This window comes from Pseudomonas sp. RC3H12 (assembly GCF_018596375.1).
GTDB lineage: Bacteria > Pseudomonadota > Gammaproteobacteria > Pseudomonadales > Pseudomonadaceae > Aquipseudomonas.
The window spans coordinates 1,507,896-1,524,112 of sequence record NZ_CP075595.1; the positions used below are offsets into that span (position 1 = coordinate 1,507,896).

The 16,217-nt window shown below is 65.1% G+C and carries 17 protein-coding genes; 6 read left to right on the plus strand and 11 right to left on the minus strand.

The window, feature by feature from the left end; genetic code table 11:
- Nucleotides 1-177: 177 nt before the first annotated feature.
- Entirely contained in the window at nt 178-1,602 is a 1,425-nt protein-coding gene (locus KHO27_RS07060) for an aminotransferase-like domain-containing protein (RefSeq protein WP_110703822.1), read from the minus strand.
- A 438-nt stretch (nt 1,603-2,040) separates the two neighbouring features.
- Here KHO27_RS07060 and KHO27_RS07065 point away from each other — a divergent pair, with 438 nt between their 5' ends.
- Nucleotides 2,041-3,450: an amino acid permease gene (locus tag KHO27_RS07065; protein WP_046856038.1), complete on the plus strand. Its 1,410-nt coding sequence runs from the start codon at nt 2,041-2,043 to the stop codon at nt 3,448-3,450.
- A gap of 122 nt (nt 3,451-3,572) precedes the next feature.
- Nucleotides 3,573-4,370: a trans-aconitate 2-methyltransferase gene (gene tam, locus KHO27_RS07070; protein WP_256659305.1), complete on the plus strand. Its 798-nt coding sequence runs from the start codon at nt 3,573-3,575 to the stop codon at nt 4,368-4,370.
- Here tam and KHO27_RS07075 read toward each other — a convergent pair.
- Entirely contained in the window at nt 4,347-4,721 is a 375-nt protein-coding gene (locus tag KHO27_RS07075) for a DUF2784 domain-containing protein (protein ID WP_110703820.1), read from the minus strand. The genes tam and KHO27_RS07075 overlap by 24 nt on opposite strands.
- An 829-nt stretch (nt 4,722-5,550) precedes the next feature.
- Between KHO27_RS07075 and KHO27_RS07080 the strand changes: the two genes are divergently transcribed.
- Genes KHO27_RS07080 through KHO27_RS07090 form a run of 3 tightly spaced genes read left to right on the plus strand, consistent with a single transcriptional unit; the run spans nt 5,551 to nt 7,492 of the window.
- Complete coding sequence (locus KHO27_RS07080) at nt 5,551-5,808, plus strand: hypothetical protein (RefSeq protein ID WP_250888423.1); 258 nt, start codon at nt 5,551-5,553, stop codon at nt 5,806-5,808.
- Nucleotides 5,809-5,861: 53 nt separating this feature from the next.
- The gene (locus tag KHO27_RS07085) at nt 5,862-6,413 is read left to right on the plus strand and encodes a hydrolase (protein WP_214501499.1); all 552 of its coding nucleotides are present in this window, start codon (nt 5,862-5,864) and stop codon (nt 6,411-6,413) included.
- Nucleotides 6,410-7,492 carry a DUF1615 domain-containing protein gene (locus KHO27_RS07090; protein ID WP_371926912.1) on the plus strand — a complete coding sequence of 361 codons (1,083 nt, stop codon included), beginning with the start codon at nt 6,410-6,412 and terminating at the stop codon, nt 7,490-7,492. Before KHO27_RS07085 ends, KHO27_RS07090 begins: the two co-directional genes overlap by 4 nt.
- Before the next feature lie 81 nt (nt 7,493-7,573).
- Here the strand turns inward: KHO27_RS07090 and KHO27_RS07095 are convergent, their stop codons facing one another.
- From KHO27_RS07095 to KHO27_RS07135, 9 genes are all read right to left on the minus strand, one after another.
- Nucleotides 7,574-8,443, minus strand: a complete 870-nt coding sequence (locus KHO27_RS07095) for a metal ABC transporter solute-binding protein, Zn/Mn family (protein ID WP_110703814.1) — start codon at nt 8,441-8,443, stop codon at nt 7,574-7,576.
- Nucleotides 8,440-9,339 (minus strand): metal ABC transporter permease, encoded by a 900-nt coding sequence (locus KHO27_RS07100; RefSeq protein WP_110703812.1) that lies wholly within the window; start codon nt 9,337-9,339, stop codon nt 8,440-8,442. Before KHO27_RS07100 ends, KHO27_RS07095 begins: the two co-directional genes overlap by 4 nt.
- The gene (locus KHO27_RS07105) at nt 9,339-10,085 is read right to left on the minus strand and encodes a metal ABC transporter ATP-binding protein (protein ID WP_110703810.1); all 747 of its coding nucleotides are present in this window, start codon (nt 10,083-10,085) and stop codon (nt 9,339-9,341) included. The genes KHO27_RS07100 and KHO27_RS07105 overlap by 1 nt, the downstream gene beginning before the upstream one ends.
- Complete coding sequence (locus KHO27_RS07110; protein WP_110703808.1) at nt 10,082-10,993, minus strand: metal ABC transporter substrate-binding protein; 912 nt, start codon at nt 10,991-10,993, stop codon at nt 10,082-10,084. Before KHO27_RS07110 ends, KHO27_RS07105 begins: the two co-directional genes overlap by 4 nt.
- 10 nt (nt 10,994-11,003) lie before the next feature.
- On the minus strand, nt 11,004-11,573 hold the full coding sequence (locus KHO27_RS07115) for a DUF6162 family protein (protein ID WP_111533129.1): 570 nt from the start codon (nt 11,571-11,573) through the stop codon (nt 11,004-11,006).
- Nucleotides 11,570-11,887, minus strand: coding sequence for a hypothetical protein (locus KHO27_RS07120; protein ID WP_028692195.1), 318 nt, complete (start codon nt 11,885-11,887; stop codon nt 11,570-11,572). Before KHO27_RS07120 ends, KHO27_RS07115 begins: the two co-directional genes overlap by 4 nt.
- A complete protein-coding gene (locus KHO27_RS07125) occupies nt 11,884-12,420 on the minus strand; it encodes a PA2404 family protein (protein ID WP_094012606.1) in 537 nt (178 codons plus the stop codon). Before KHO27_RS07125 ends, KHO27_RS07120 begins: the two co-directional genes overlap by 4 nt.
- Nucleotides 12,417-13,601, minus strand: a complete 1,185-nt coding sequence (locus tag KHO27_RS07130) for a PepSY-associated TM helix domain-containing protein (protein WP_214501500.1) — start codon at nt 13,599-13,601, stop codon at nt 12,417-12,419. The genes KHO27_RS07125 and KHO27_RS07130 overlap by 4 nt, the downstream gene beginning before the upstream one ends.
- Before the next feature lie 114 nt (nt 13,602-13,715).
- Nucleotides 13,716-14,909 (minus strand): PepSY-associated TM helix domain-containing protein, encoded by a 1,194-nt coding sequence (locus tag KHO27_RS07135; RefSeq protein WP_214501501.1) that lies wholly within the window; start codon nt 14,907-14,909, stop codon nt 13,716-13,718.
- 246 nt (nt 14,910-15,155) lie between these two features.
- Here KHO27_RS07135 and KHO27_RS07140 point away from each other — a divergent pair, with 246 nt between their 5' ends.
- On the plus strand, nt 15,156-16,139 hold the full coding sequence (locus KHO27_RS07140) for a TauD/TfdA family dioxygenase (protein ID WP_111533132.1): 984 nt from the start codon (nt 15,156-15,158) through the stop codon (nt 16,137-16,139).
- Nucleotides 16,140-16,217 lie beyond the last annotated feature (78 nt).

The following is a 16,217-nucleotide window of genomic DNA, read 5'->3' on the forward strand; positions in this document are numbered from 1 at the left end:
TGGCTCCGAAAATGGAGCGGGTTAGAGAGTGTTCAGCTTTCAAAAGGACTCGTTAATCTGGAAGTGCTGGCCCATGAAACGCAGGCGCCATTGGCCTGTAAGCAAGGTCAGTTTTTTATGGAATTAATACACTGTAGTGATCAGTCGTTAGTTCCATGCAATGCGTGGGAAGTATCGTTACATCCCACCCCGGCGTACATGCTTCACCAACACCTTCTCCAGCAACTCCCACATCGCCGGGTCGGTACTGAACGCAACGTTGAAGCGCATCCACCCGGTAGCTTTGGCATCGACCATGAACAACTGCCCGGGCCCGAGCATGATGCCTTTCTCCAGCGCATCGTCGAGCAGCGCGGCGCTGTCGGGGATGGCCGGATGGCGGGTCCAGATGTACATCCCTTCGTCTGACTCGATGAACAGCTCGAAACCCAGCCGATGCAGGTGCCGGCCCACTTCCTGGTGCGCCTCGGCCAGGCGCTGGCGCAGGCGCTTGAGGTGCTTGCGCCAGCGGCCGTCGATGATCGCGGCGTACACCACCCGCTCCATCACCTGCGAGGTGGTCAGGCCCGAGCGCATCTTCAGGTGCAGCAGTTGCTGGGTCAGCTCGGGGTTGGCCAGCAGGTAGCCGACGCGCACATTGGGCGAGATGCTTTTCGAATAGCTGCCCACGTACACCACCTGCTGCAGGTGGTCGAGGCTCGCCAGGCAGGGCTGCGGGTCGGCGATCATGTCGGCGTAGAGGTTGTTCTCCACCAGGCGGAAGCCATGCTGGCTGGCCAGCTGCAGCAGGCGGTGCAACTGCGCCAGCGGGGTGCGCGAGCAGGTCGGGCTGTGCAGGTGCGGCTGGGTGAAGAACGCCGTGGGGCGGTGGTGGGCCAGCAGGCGCTCGAGCTGGTCGAGGTCGTAGCCGGCCGGGGTGCGCGGCACGCCCACCAGGGTGGCGCCCTGGGTGCGCAGGATGCTCATCAGGTTGGGGTAGCCGGGGTCGTCCACCAGCACCACGTCGCCGGGGCGCACCAGGGTGCGCACGGCCAGGTCCAGGGCCTGGCTGGCACCGTGGGTGAGCATGAGTTGCGCCGGGTTGGCGACGATCGACAGCTCCTGCTGCAGGTTCTGTGCAGTCAATGCGCGCAACTCCGGCAGGCCCATGGGGTCGCCGTAGCCGGACAGCTCCAGCGGGCTACCGGCGACCTGGCGCAGTCCGCGGCGCAAGCCTTCTTCGTACATCCAGTCGTTGGGCAGCCAGCCGCAACCCGGTTTGAACGGCAACTGGCGGATCTCGAAGATCTGCTGCAGGTACCACTCCGAGTTGAACGTGGGGCGGCTGGTATCGGCCTCGACGCTGTGCTTGTCCAACAGCTCGTTGGCCGCACGATTGACGAAGAACCCCGCATTGCCCTTGCTCACCAGCAACCCCTGGGCCACCAGGCGGTCGTAGGCCTCGACCACAGTGAAGGTGCTCACCGAGTAAGTCGAGGCGAACGCCCGGATCGACGGGACCTTCGCCCCGGGCTTGAGGGTCTGGTCGTCGATCAGCGCGCGCAAGCCGTCGATGATCTGGTTGACCAGCGGGGTGGAGGAGTCCGGATGTAGCTGGAGCATTCGGGGGCCTTCAGGTGTGCGGGACGCCAGGCGCCTGCGGGGCACAGCGGGTGTATTGCATCGGCGGCCTGTACAGTGCAGTGCGTTTTTCATGCCGCTGTGCATGGCTCAATGTGTTCGACATTTTTACATTACGTGTCAGATATAGCCAACACAGCACATGACAGCGCCATGAATAATCACAACATCGCTGCTTTACCGTCGAGGTCCGCCTCGCACCTTCTTACCGCCTGGCCGGACGCTGCTCGTCCGTCCCCAGCATGGTTCAGTTCGTCCAGAGGGTCGCCTCTGGCCGCGTAAGCAGGCCGCCACGGATGGCCTGCGTGTGCTCGCGCACACCTCCCTGCCCGCAGTAGCACTGATGTACAGGTGAGACCGATAACCATCGGGGTTTCACAGTTTTTCCTTGGATAAAAAGAAGCACGGGGTAAATAACTGATGGACGCAACATCCACATCCACCACCGCGAAGGATGGGCACGAGAGCAAGCTCAGTGCCTCGCTCAAGTCGCGCCACCTGACGATGATGTCCATCGCCGGGGTGATCGGCGGCGCCTTGTTCGTCGGTTCCGGCAGCGTGATCCACAGCGCCGGCCCGGCCGCTGTCCTGGCTTACCTGGCCGGCGGCATCCTGGTGGTGCTGATCATGCGCATGCTGGGTGAAATGGCGACTTCGTCGCCGGACACCGGCTCGTTCTCCACCTATGCCGACCGCGCCATTGGCCGCTGGGCCGGTTTCACCATCGGTTGGCTGTACTGGTGGTACTGGGTGATCCTCATGGCCTGGGAGGCCTACGTGGCGGGCAAGATCCTGCACGGATTTTTCCCGGACGTGAGCGTCAACGTGTTCGTGCTGGCCACGACCCTGCTGCTGATCACCGTCAACTTCTTCAACGTCAAGCACTACGGCGAGTTCGAGTTCTGGTTCGCGCTGATCAAGGTGGTGGCGATCGTCTGCTTCCTGGTGGTGTGCACCGCCGCGGTGATGAACGTCTGGCAGTTCGGCGAGGTGCGCGGCATCAGCCACCTGACCGCCGAAGGCTTCATGCCCAACGGCATCACCACGGTGATCGGCGCCTTGCTGGGGGTGATGTTCGCCTTCCTCGGCGCCGAGATCGTCACTATCGCCGCCTCCGAAGCGAAGGACCCGGCCACCCAGATCGTCAAGGCGACCAACTCGGTGGTCTGGCGGGTGTGCCTGTTCTATGTCGGCTCGATCTTCCTGATCGTCTGCCTGGTGCCGTGGAACGACCCGCACCTGGGCGTCTCCGGTTATGGTGCCTACCGTCGCACCCTGGAGCTGCTGGGCGTGCCCTATGCCGAGCTGCTGATGAACTTCGTGGTGCTGACCTCGGTGAGCAGTTGCCTGATCTCCGGCCACTACACCGCCTCGCGCATGCTGTTCTCCCTGGCCCAGCGTGGCGATGCGCCGCGTCTGTTCAAGTTCACCCGCACCGGCACCGGCGTACCGGTGAACGCGATCATCGGCTCGTGCCTGGTGGCGGTGTTCTGCGCGCTGATCAACTTCAGCGACACCCTGCGCCCGAAAGACGTGCTGGAAACGCTGATGAACACCACCGGCATGATCGCCCTGCTGGTGTACTTGGTGATCGCCTTCTCGCAACTGCGCATGCGTCGCAAGCTGGTGGCCGAGGGCAAGGAAGTGCGCCTGAAGATGTGGTTGTTCCCGTGGCTGACCTACCTGGTGATCGTGTTCATCGTGGCGGCGCTGGTGACCATGGCCTTCATGCCTGACTACCAGATCCTGGTGATCTCGACCGGCATCGCCGCGGCCATCGTGGTGGCCATGGGCGTGGTGCACCAGATGCGTACCGCCAAGCGTCACTGACTGCGGTAGCGCCGCGCGCAACGGCCGGTACCCGTCAAGGGGCCGGCCGTTTCCGTTTTCGCCTGCGCCAATCGGATCATCCCTACGCTGTGGGGGGCCGACATGGCTTATGCTGCACGCAATTGCCCTACAAGGAGTGTCCCATGTCCTGGTCCGCCACCCAGTATTCGCTGTTCGAAGACGAACGCACTCGCGCCGTACGCGACCTGCTTGCCGCCGTGCCGACGCGCCCGGTGCGCCACGCCACCGACCTTGGCTGCGGTCCGGGCAACTCCACCGAAGTGTTGCTGCAACGTTGCCCCGATGCGCAGGTCGTCGCCCTGGACAGCGATCCGGACATGGTCGACAAGGCCCGGCAGCGGCCACGGTTGAGCATTCCACGGGTGCGTTGCGAGATTGGCGAGATCGCCGGCTGGGCGGCCCAGGTGCCCCAGGACCTGATTCTTGCCAACGCTTCGCTGCAGTGGGTGCCGGACCATGCCAGCCTCTATCCGCATCTGGTGCGGCAGCTTAACGAGGGTGCGAGCCTGGCCGTACAGACGCCGGACAACCTCGACGAGCCGGCTCACCGCCGCTTGCGCGAGATTGCCAGCCAAGGACCTTGGGCCGACAAGTTCGCTGACTTCAGCCTGCCGCCGCGGCACAACGCAGGTTTTTATTACGATTTGCTCAGCCCTTTGTGCGCGCGGGTGGATGTATGGCGCACCACCTATCACCACCCCTTGATCGGTGGTGCCGAGGCGGTGGTGGAGTGGTTCAAGGGCTCTGCGTTGCGGCCTTACCTGGCGCGGCTGGATGAGCAGGAGCAGGCGGGTTTTCTGCAGTTGTACCTGCAGGCCATGCAGCATGACTACCCGGCGGCCAGCGACGGTCGGGTGTTGTTGCCGTTCCCGCGGCTATTTGTGGTGGCCACGCGTTAAGCGCCAGAGCACCCAGGCATAGATGCCGAGGTTGAGCGCCAGCACGATGGTGCCCAGCCACAGCTGGATCTGTGGGGTCAGGCCGGCGGGGTAGATCACGGGCCAGATGTAGTGCTCGACGAAACCGCCGTGGTAGCCGGCGTCGCCGGCGGCTTTGCGCAAGTGGTTTTCCCAGTCGGTCAGGGGGCACTCCAGGTGCAGGCCTTCCACGGCAAGGCCCCAGGCGAGTGCGGGGAGGTGGATCAGCAGGGCGCGGCGGCGCCAGAGCACCAGCAGGCCGCCGAACAGGACCAGCAGGATGAACGAGAGGTGGAGCAGGACCAGGGTGTCGGCGGCCAGGCGGTGGAACATGGTGGGTGGGGCCTTGCTGTGGGAGATGGGTTAGGTTGTCCTGGTTTTTCGGTTTTTCGTTCCTGAGTTTGGTTAATTGTTTTGATAGTTGTATGCGCATTCATTGGCAATGTCGACGCTTAGTCACCTTTCCGCCCTTACGGCGGGTCCCTTTTTATCAAAAAGGAACCAAAAAATCCTCGCTCCATTCATCCGGCCCGCCGCTTCGCTCCGGGTCCCCTCACTCCGGCCTTGCTCCCGGGAGGACCGCGCTGAACGCCCCATCCTGGGGCGCAGCGCTTGACGGGCATCCATGCCGTCACCTCCCTGCGCAAGCCCTCCGTTCGGCCTCCTGAAGTCGCGAAGTTACGGGCGGCGCCTGCACTAACGCAGCTAGTCGCTAGTTACCATCGTGGGAACTCTAGATCACCATCGCGGGGCAAGCCTGCTTCCACGATAGTTTAACTATGTAATTCAACGTGAGAGCGGGCTTGACCCGCGATGGCGTAATGAAGAACAACACTTCACCCACTCATAAACCAAAATATCTGCACTTGCTCTGCACTTGATCTTGCTTCTAAGCGCGCGATAGTTCAGGCGACACAAATTGCGACTTCAGGAGGCCGAACGGAGGGCTTGCGTAGGGAGGTGACGGGCATGGATGCCCGTCAAGCGCCGATCAGGCCATGGATGGCCCGTCGGCGCGTCCTCCCGGAGCGAGCCCGGAGTGAGGGGACCCCGGAGCGAAGCGTAGGGGCCGTATGAACGGAGCCGAACGGTTTTGCCTCCTTTTCCCAAGATGTATGGACTTGAGACATCGCTGACACATGTGCGTCGACATGGCGAATGAATGCGCATAAAACTTTCAAAACACACGCTGTGTAAGTCAAAGTCAAACATGCCCGTCACCTCCCTGCGCAAGACCTGCGTTCGGCCTCCTGAAGTCGCGAAGTTACGGGCGCCTGGGCTGACGCAGCTGTCGCTAATGGGGTATGAGGCTAGACTCCTGAACGGCAACGGCAACGGCAACGGCAACGGCAACGGCAACGGCAACGGCACCGGCACCGGCACCGGCACCGGCAACTTGCCCAGATGCTGCTTTGATTGACGTCATCCCACGCCTGGGTAAGGCTACCCTTTTCCCCAGGCATGAGGCTGACAATGCTGATCGATCCTCGCAAGGCCACGCTGTTGGTAGTCGATATCCAGGAAAAACTCATCGGCGCCATGAGCGACCCCGAGGGCACTACGGCCCGCGCCCGCTGGCTGCTCGCGGCAACCGCCGGACTGGAGCTGCCCACCGTGATCTCCGAGCAATACCCCAAGGGCCTGGGCCATACCCTGGCTGCGCTCAAGGCCGCTGCGCCAGCCGCTGAGATCGTCGAGAAAATGCACTTTTCCTGTGTCACCGCCGAGTGCCTGCCGCCCATCCTGCTGGCGCGCGAGCAGGTGATCGTCTGTGGCATGGAGACCCATGTCTGCGTGCTGCAGACCGTGCTCGGCCTGCTGGCCCTGGGCAAGCAGGTGTTCGTGGTCGAGGATGCCTGCGACAGCCGCACCCCGGCCAGCAAGGCAGCGGGCCTGGCGCGCATGCGCGATGCCGGGGCGCAGGTGGTCACCCGCGAGATGGTGCTGTTCGAATTGCTGGGCAGCTCCAGCCATCCGCTGTTCCGCCAGATCAGCAAGACCTACCTGGTGGGGGAGCAACCCTGAACGGGCGTCTGTTGGCCTTCGGGCTGCTGGCACTGGGCCTGCTGCAGGGCTGCGCGGGGCGCCGCGAAGAGGCGCCGGAGGCCGACCCGGCCAAGGTCCGCGCCCAGCTCATGCGCCTGCTGCCGGCCCAGGTCAAGGACCGCCAGGGTTGGGCCGAGGATATCCAGGTGGCCTTTCAGGCCCAGGGCATCAGCCCGAGCAAGAGCAACCTGTGCGCCGTGCTGGCGGTGACCGAGCAGGAGTCCACCTTCAATGCCGACCCTCAAGTGCCAAACCTGGGCCGCATCGCCCGGGAAGAGATCGACCGCCGGGCGGCTCGGCTGCATGTGCCCCGGCTGCTGGTCGATGGCGCCCTGAGCACGCCTTCGGCCAACGGCAAGACCTACCAGCAACGCCTGCTCGCCGTGCGCAGCGAAAAGCAACTCAGCGCTTTGTACGACGAGGTGATCGGTGGCCTGCCGCTGGGGCGTTCGCTGCTGGGCGGGCTGAACCCGGTGCGCACCGGCGGGCCGATGCAGGTCAGCGTGGATTTTGCCGAGCAGCACGCCAAGGGCTATCCCTACGACCACCCGGGCAGCATTCGCCAGGAGGTGTTCAGTCGCCGTGGCGGGATGTACTTCGGTATTGCCCATCTGCTGGGCTACCCCACCCATTACCAGCGCCAACTGTACCGCTTCGCCGACTTCAACGCGGGTTGGTACGCCAGCCGCAACGCCGCGTTCCAGGCGGCGCTGAGCCGGGCCAGTGGGGTGCCGCTGGCGCTCGACGGCGACCTGATCGCCCCCGGCGCGATCATGCCCGGCACCACCGAGCAGGCGGCGCGCAAGCTGGGGGCGAAGCTGGGGCTGCGCAATCCGCAGATCAGGGCGCAGCTGGAGAAAGAGAATGACCTGGCGCTGGAGGAGACCGAGCTCTACCACAAGGTCTTCGCCCTGGCCGAAGCCAAGGCTGGCAAGCCCTTGCCAAGGGCGGTGCTGCCGGGGATCGAGCTGAAGAGCCCGAAAATCACCCGCAAGCTGACCACGGCGTGGTTTGCCGGCAGGGTGGATGAGCGTTATCAGCATTGCATGAAGCGCTGAAGCTGTCGCAGCGTGGGAGCGGGCTTGCCCCGCGATAGGGCCGGCATTGCAATCGCGGGTGCAAGCCCGCTCCCATGGCGATCAGCCCTGACCGAGCGCCTTGACCACCTGTTCGACACTGGCCTTGAGCCCGGCCACGGTATCGTCCGCGTCGCTCTCCACCACCAGCAGCTTCGCCCCGGCGGCGGCGATCACTTCTGCCACCTTGGCATCGGGCTGGCGATGGTGCAGCACCAGCGCCACGTCCTGCGCCTTGAGGTTGTCTCCAAAGGCCTTGAGCGCCGCCTCGTCCCACTTGTCGTCGGCCGGCAGCACCTGCTCGACCACGTCCAGGTTCAGTCCGCTGGCCAGGTAGCCCAGGCGTTCGGACAGGCTGACCACGGTCAGGTTGTCGACCTCGGCCAGTCGCGTCTGGCTGTTGGCGGTCAGCTCCAGCATCTGCCGCTTGATACCGGCCAGGTTGGCCTGGATCTTCGCTTTGTCCGCCGGCGAAAGGCGCTCCAGGTCATTGGCCACCACGTCAGCCATGCGCCCCAGGTTGGTTGGGTTGAGCCAGGGGTAGGCGGCGAAGGCTTCGTCGCCCTTGACCGCGATGCCGGGCAGGGCGCCGTCCACCGGGCGCGCGGCGTCGATCTCGACGATACGGATATTGCTGCGCCGGGCCATGGGGTAGAGCGGGTCGTCGCGCCAGATCGAGCGCACGCCGATCACCGCGTCGGCCTGTTGCGCCACCTTCTGCAGGCTGGCGCCACCACGGCCGCTGAAATACGAAGGTTGACGGCTGGCCGGCAGGTTGGCCGGGGCGGCGCGCTTGAGCTGCACCGAGGTTCCCTCGAGCAAGGCGCTGGCCAGGCTGTGGGTCACCGGCAGGGTGGTCAGTACTTCGGTGGCGCCCGCCAGCAGCGGCAGGCCGCTCAGGGCCAGGGCCAGGGTGAGTTTTTTCAGGTTCATGCCGGGTTTCCTTGCAGGCGTGGGACGAGGGCGCGGGCCAGGGCGGCGAGGGCGAAGCAGATCCCGGCGACCAGGATGATCGCCGCACCCGAGGGCACCGGCAGGTCGAAGACGATCGGCAGCAGGATGCCGAGCAACGTACTGAGGGTGGCGATGATCACCGAGACGAAGAAGAAGCCCTTGAGCGACTGGCTGACCAGCCGTGCCGCCGCCGCCGGGATCACCAGCAGGGCGCCGACCAGGATCGCGCCGATTACCTTGACCGAGGCCACGGTGACCAGGGTCACCAGCACCACGAACAGGTAGTCCAGGGTCTTCACCGCCACCCCGCGCACCGCCGCCAGCTGCGGGTTGAAACTGGCCAGCATGATGCGGTTGTACAACGGCAGTGCCAGCGCCAGCACCAGCACCGCGACGATGCCCAGCACCAGCAGGTCCTGGGCGCTGACGGTAAGCACCGAGCCGAACAGCACGTTCTCGAGGATGTGCACGTTGATCTTGCCGGCCAGCATCAACAACAAGCTTGCGCCCAGGGCCAGCGACACCGAGAGGAACACGCCGATCAGGGTGTCCGGCGACAGGCCGGTGCGGTTGCGCAGGAAGTTGAGGAGGATGCCGAACAGCAGGCAGTAGCCGAACAGGCTGCCGTACGGGCCAGTGTAGGGCTCGCCGAGCAGGATGCCGATGGCCACCCCGGTGAGCGCGGCGTGGCCGACCGCCTCGGAGAAGAAGGCAAAGCGCTTGACCACCACCAGGGTGCCCAGGCCGCCGAGTACCGGGCCGATCATCACGCCCGCCAGCAGGGCGTTGACCACGAAGCCGTAGGCCAGTGCCTCCGGCAGATAGCCAGCTGTGGCCCAGTCCTGGACCAGCTGGCGCAAGGTTTCGAAACTCATCAGGCAAGGCTCTCGCTGCGCGGGTGGACGGAGAACAGTCCGAGCAGGCGCTCGGGAGTCAAGGCCTGGGCGGGTGGGGCGTCGAACAGCACCTGGCGGCTCAGCCCGGTGACGCGGTCGGCCAGGCGTAGCACCGCTTCGAGGTCGTGCTCGATCCACAGCACGGTGGTGCCGGCCTGGCGCCAGCCGTGCAGCAGTTGCTCGAACACCTGGATACCGGCCTCGTCGAGGGCCGACATCGGCTCGTCCAGCACCAGCAGCTGCGGTTCGGGGATCAGCCCCTGGGCCAGCAGCACGCGCTGGCGCTCGCCGCCGGAGAGGGCGCCCATGCGCCGCTTGCGCTTGTCGAGCATGCCCACCCGTTGCAGCGCCGCGTCGATTTCCGGGCGCACGCGCCGCGACAGGCCGAGGAACGCCGGACGGCGCTGGCACATGGCGGCCATGAAGTCGTCCACGGTCATCGGCAGGCCGCGGTCGAACTCCAGGGCCTGGGGCACGTAGCCAATCACCTCGCGCTCGCCGGGCCAGTGCAGGGTCAGCTGGCCCTGGTGCGGCATCTGCCCGAGCAAGGTCTTGATCAGCGAGCTCTTGCCGCCGCCGTTGGGGCCGACAATGGCGTGCACGCTGCCCGGGGCGACACTGAAACGCACGTTTTCGAGGATGCGCGTGCGGCCGAGGGTGAGGTCGATGCCGTCGAACTCGATACGCGGCCCGCAGGCGCTGGTGAAGTTGGCGGCGGCGGTCACGTGCGGTTCTCCTGGATGGCCTGGACCACGGTGTCGAGGTTGCGCTTCATCTCCACCTCGTACTTCTCCTTGGTGTAGTCGCCGTAGGAAATGTGGGTGAGCGGGTAGATGCGCACGCCGGACTCGCGGTGGATGGTGTCGACATAGGCCGAGGGGAAGTCCATCTCCGAGAAGATCACCTTCACGTCCAGGGCTTTGAGCTGGTCGATGGTCTTCTTCAACTGCGCCGGGCTCGGCTCGATGCCGTGGGCAGGCTCCACCACGGCGGTGACCTCCAGGCCGAAGTCACGCACCAGGTAGTCGTAGGCGGCGTGAATGGTGGCCACGCGGAAGGTCGCGTCCGGCGCCTGGGTGACCTTGGCCAGGGCCTCGGCACGCAAGCCACGCAGGCGCTTGGCGTAGGCACGGGCATTTTGCGTATAGAACCTGGCGTTGTCCGGATCGAGCTTGCCCAGTTCGCGGGCGATGTTGTTGACCTGGGCGATGGTGGCGCTGATCGACAGGAAGGTGTGCGGGTTGACCACCTTGCCGGCGCCGCGGGCGGCGATGCCGGTGGCCGCCAGCAGCGGCACGTTGGCGTTGGACTCGATGGTCTTGATGTCGGGCTTTTCGCTGGCGGCGATCATGCGGTCGGCGAAGTCGTCGTGGCCGACGCCGTTGAGCACGATCACATCGAGGCTGCCGATACGCTTGATGTCCTCGGCGCGCGGCTCGTAGGCATGCGGGTTGAAACCGGCCGGGATCAGCGGCACCACTTCGGCCTTGTCGCCGACAATGTTGCTCACGTAGCTGTAGTAGGGATGCAGGGTGATGCCGATGCGCAGGGGTTTGCCGTTGTCGGCGAGGGCCAGGGCGGGCAGGGCGCAGGCCAGGAGCAGCGCCAGGGTGTGGCGGGCGAAGCGGAGCATGGGCAGGTCCTTAGTGACGGTGTTGGCGGGTGACCCCGGCGTCGTAGTGGGTGACGATCTGCTGCCAGCCGGCGGCGATCAGCGCATCGCTGTCCAGCGCGTCCGGGGGCAGGGCGGTGCTGTCGCGGCGCAGCCAGACATCCGGCTGGGCATCGCTGGCGGCTGGCAGGATCACCAGGAAGCTGCCGGCCACCTGGGCGTCCTGGCTGCGTCCCAGGTAGGCACCGTTGGCCAACAACGACCACTGGTGGCTGCCGCGGCTCTGGCTGCTGGCGTCACTGACGAAGGGTGGCAGCCCCTCGTCGGCCAGGGCTTGGGCATCCGGGGCGACGCCATTGTCCTCGCGCAGTGCGCGGATCTCCTCGACGGCCACCCACAGGTCGGTGTGGATGCCCTGTTCGGCGGCATTGAGGTCGCGGCGGGCGTCAAGCTGGTGGGCGGCGATGGCCTGTTCATCCTCGCGTTCGCCGCGCACGGCCACCACGCTTGCGGCCAGCACCACGATCAGCACGGCGGCCAGCAGCACGTAGAGGGTCTCGTGCCCGGCACCGGCCGGGCGCACCACCTGGGCGCGGCTCATGGCGCACCGATGTCGGCGTGGTCGACTTCCACCACGTGGCCGGGGCCGGCGTCGAACAGCACGTAGAACTCGCCGTCGGGGCGCTTGAAGGTCAGGGTCGAGTCATCGCCGAGCTTGCTCGCCACCAGCACTTGTTCGTCGTAGCCGATCACGTCCAGGGTCACCCCCGGTGCGCCGCTGCCGTCGGAGAAACCGCCCTTGCAGGTGATCTGCTCGCCGTGCTCGGTGCACTCGCACATGGGGTTGTGCGCCAGCGCCGGGGTGGCGGCCAGGGCCAAGAGGGGCAGGGCCAGCCTGCGCATCAGCTGTTTCATTTGTTGCCTCCTTGTTTTTCAAGCCAGGCCGCGGTGGCGGGGGATGCCTTGGCCAGCGGCACCGAGGCCTGGTACATCTTGCCGTCCCAGCCTTCGATGGTGATCCAGATGTCGGCGTCGGGGCGGGTGCGTGGCGGGATCGGCAGCGAGGTGCCCATGCGCGCTGGCGCGCCGAAGAAGATCGTGCCGGCGGCGCGCAGGCTGCGCGGCTTGCCCACCCGCAGGTAGATGGCCTTGGCGCCGTCGTTGCAGTTGCCGCAGGCGGCGTTGAAAGCCTTGAAGTAGCCGGCCGGGCCTTCGGCACGCGGGGCTTCGTCGCGCAGCTCGGCCAGGTCCAGGGTCCAGCGCCCGACCTGGACGTCCTGGATGATGTTGGCGCCCAGGCCGCTGTCGCCGCGGAACAGGCTGGCGTCGGCGAAGTACTTGGGCATGAAGCCCAGCGGCACGAGGATCAGCAGGATGTTCAGGTGGAAGCGCCATTTCAGCCACAGCTGCTTCAGGCCGCTGGGCGGCAGGGTGTCGGTCTGGCTCAAGAGTGGGCCTCCAGGGTGATTGGGCGCGCCGGGCGTTCGCCGCGCTTGAGGGCGGCGCGGGTGGCCTGGGCGGTGCGTTTGGTCCAGATCAGCAGGCCGCTGAACACCATCAGGGTCAGCACCAGGCCGAAGAAGAACCAGATCAGTTTGATCGCCAGGCCACCGAAGTCACCGGTGTGCAGCGGGCGCATGGATTCGGTGACGAACTCCAGGGCCGAGCGGTCGCCGAGCAGGAACTGGGCGTCGACGTTGCGCGTGTAGGGGTTGACCTCGGCGGTCTGGAACATCAGCGGGTACCAGCCGCGGCCGCCCATGCTGTAGTGGCTGTAGGCAGTGGCGGGCAGCGAGATGAAACTGACGTCCAGGCCAGGGACCGCCTGGGTGGCGATGCGCGCCGCCTCGTCCAGGTCGATGCGTGGCGCCGGGCTGCCGTCGGGGGTTTGCGGGACCTGCTGGCGGGCGATCACCGGCGTGACGGGCTCGCTGGAAATCGTCACGTGGTTGTCGCCGAGGATCGCCTGGATCAGGAACCAGGTGCCGGTGATGGAGATCACCGCGATGAACCAGATCGACCACACGCCGGCCAAGCGGTGCAGGTCGCCCCAGAAGATCCGCCGGCCATGGCCGGTGCGCACGGGCTTGAAGAAGCCGCGCCAGAATTTCTTGTACACCACCAGCCCGGTGACCAGCGAGGCGAGCATCGGCAACCCGAGCAGCGACACCAGGTACCAGCCCCAGCTGTAGCCGTTGGTGAAGGGCACCAGCCACCAGCCGTGCAGGGCGCGGGTGAACGCTTCGAAGTCGAAGTCCGGGCGCTGGCCCTGGATGGCCCCGCTGTACGGGTTGACGTAGAGCAGCGCGTTGGTGCCGTCGGCGCGGGTCACCGAGGCCTGCAGGGCGAAGTGCGAACCGTCCGGCTGGCTGAAGAAACGCACCGCCAGGTCCGGTTCGGCCTTGTGCATCGCGTCGAGCACTTGCTGGTAGCTCAGGCGCTGGCTGTCGTCGTCGGGCTTGCTGGCGCGCACGTCGGCGTTGGCCAGCCAGACGATTTCCTGGCTGACCACCGCGAGCATGCCGGTGAAGCAGACGATCAGGACGAAGAACCAGATCGGTAGGGCAAGCCAGCTGTGCACCAGAAACCACAGCTTGGAATTGGATTTCTTTCTCGATTGTCGGGCCATCGGTCGGTCTTCTGCATAAAAAAATACGGTCGAGTCTGTGCTCAACCTGGAGGGCTGCATAAGTAAGGACGAATGAGAATCAGAAAGCTGCCAAAGCAAATGAAAGAAAATGTTTCAAGAACTGGGCGTGACCTCCGTTGCAACCGGCTGCTTGGCCGTGCGCGCCTGCTTTTGGCTGCGCTTGAGCGCGTTGGCGGTGGCCAGGGCGGTACGTTTGCTCCAGATCAGCAGGCCGCTGAGCACCATCATGCTCAGCAGCAGCCCGAAGAAGAACCAGATCAGCTTGGTGGTCAGGCCGGCGAACTCGCCGGTGTGCAACGGGCGCATGGACTCAGTGACGATTTCAACCGCCTTGCGATCGCCCAGCAGGCGGCTGGCTTCCATCTTGCCGGTATAAGGGTTGATCTCGGCTTTCTGGTACACCAGTGGATACCAGCTCATGCCACCGATGCTCAGATGGGCATAGGCGTTGCTGGGGAAGCCGACGTAGTCGACGGTGAAGCCCGGGATTTCGCGCTGGGTGATCCTGACGGCCTCGTCCGGGCTGATCATCGGCGTCGGACTGCCGTCGGCGGTCAGTGGCACCGTCTCCCGTGCCACCACCGGCACGATGGGCTGGCTGGAGATGGCGATATGGTTGTCCGCGAGCAGGGCCTTGATCAGGAACCAGGTGCCGGTGATGGAAATCACCGCGATGAACCAGATCGACCAGATGCCGCTCAGGCGGTGGAAATCGCCCCAGAAGATCCGCGCGCCCTGATTGAACCGCAAGGTTGGCTTGAAGAAACCTTTCCAGAAACGTTTGTAGATCACCAGGCCGGTGACCAGCGAAGCCAGCATCGGCAGCCCGAGCAGTGACACCAGGTACCAGCCCCAGCTGTAGCCATTGGTGTGCGGCACCAGCCACCAGCCGTGCAGGGCGCGGGTGAATTCCTCGAAGTTGAACTGCGGGGGAACGCCCTGGATATGCCCGGTGTAGGGGTTGACGTAGACCCTCAGCGTGCGGCCGTCAGGGTAAGTGACATCCGACAGCATGGCGAAGTGCGACTCGCTCAGGGTCATCAGGCTGGCCACGGTGATGCCGGGCTCGTCGCGCTGCATGGCCGCCAGCAGCTCGTCGTAGGACAACCGCCGGGCGTCATCCGAAGGCGGATTGGCGCGGGTTTCCGGATTGGCCAGCCAGACGATCTCCTTGCTGATCACCGCCAGGGTGCCGGTGACGCAGACGATGAGCACGAAGAACCAGATGGGCAGCGCCAGCCAGCTGTGCACGAGGAACCAGATTTTCGAGCGTGACTTTTTCGACATGGGTACACAGTGTCAATGGCGAATTAAGGGGCGGATTGCCCGGCCGTATCAGAAAGAGACGCATGAGCAGGGCAAAACCTGATGGGGTAATTGCAAGCAAGTGTTTCCAGGTTGCCCTGCCTGTTGGTCCAGGTTCCTGCGCAGGGACTAATTTGCCGTCTTCCCGAAACGTCCCCCTATCACCGGATGCGAGCGTGCCCCTGGGCCGTCGCTCCCTTTTCCTTAGGTGTGTACAGGAGGCCCGTCATGGGTGTTGCTGTGGGATTTACAGTGCGTCCGCTCTTGCCGGAGCAGGGACGTTTGCCATTGCTGGTGGAGGCCGGTGACGACGACACCAGCCTGCTGGACGTGTTCGATGAGCTCAAGGCGCTGGTGGACGAACACCTGTTGCGCGATGGCGGCATCCTGTTCCGCGGTTTCCGCCTGGAGGGCGCCGAGCAATTCCGTCAGTTCGCCGCCAGTTTCGGCCATCCGCTGCTCAACTACGAGTTCGGCTCCACGCCGCGCACCAACGTCACCCAGGGGGTCTACACCTCCACCGAGTATCCGGCGCACCAGCACATCCCGTTGCACAACGAGCAGGCGTACTCGCGCGACTGGCCGATGAAGATCTGGTTCTACAGCATGATCGCGGCAAAGTCCGGCGGCCAGACGCCGATTGCCGACAGTCGCGAGGTCTATCGCAGGGTACCGGGGCACATTCGCGAGCGCTTCGTCAGCAAGGGCCTGATGTACGTGCGCAATTTTGGCAACGGGCTGGATGTGTCCTGGGAGGATGTGTTCAATACCGAGGATCCGCAGGAGGTCGAGGCCTACTGCAAGGCCCATGGCATCACCTGTGAATGGAAGGATGACGGTGAGCTGCGCACGCGCCAGGTATGCCAGGCGGTGGCCGAGCATCCCGTCACCGGCGACAAGGTCTGGTTCAACCAGGCGCACCTGTTCCATGTTTCCAACCTGCCGCCCGAGGTGCGGGAAAGCCTGCTGGACATCGTCGACGAGGAAGACCTGCCGCGCAACGTCTACTACGGTGACGGTTCGCCCATCGAGGATGAAGTGCTCGAAGAGATCCGTGCGGTGCTCGAGGACTGCAAGATCAGCTTCCTCTGGCAGGAAGGCGACGTGATGATGCTCGACAACATGCTCGCCGCCCATGCCCGCGCGCCGTTCGAAGGCCCGCGCAAGGTGATCGTGGCGATGGCCGAGGGGCACTCGCTGGACCAGGCCTGACCTGTCGAGGCTGGGGCTGCCGCGCAGCCCCAGGCTTTTCAGGCTCGATACCCGCTAAATCATCCCCCCGCCCATTCG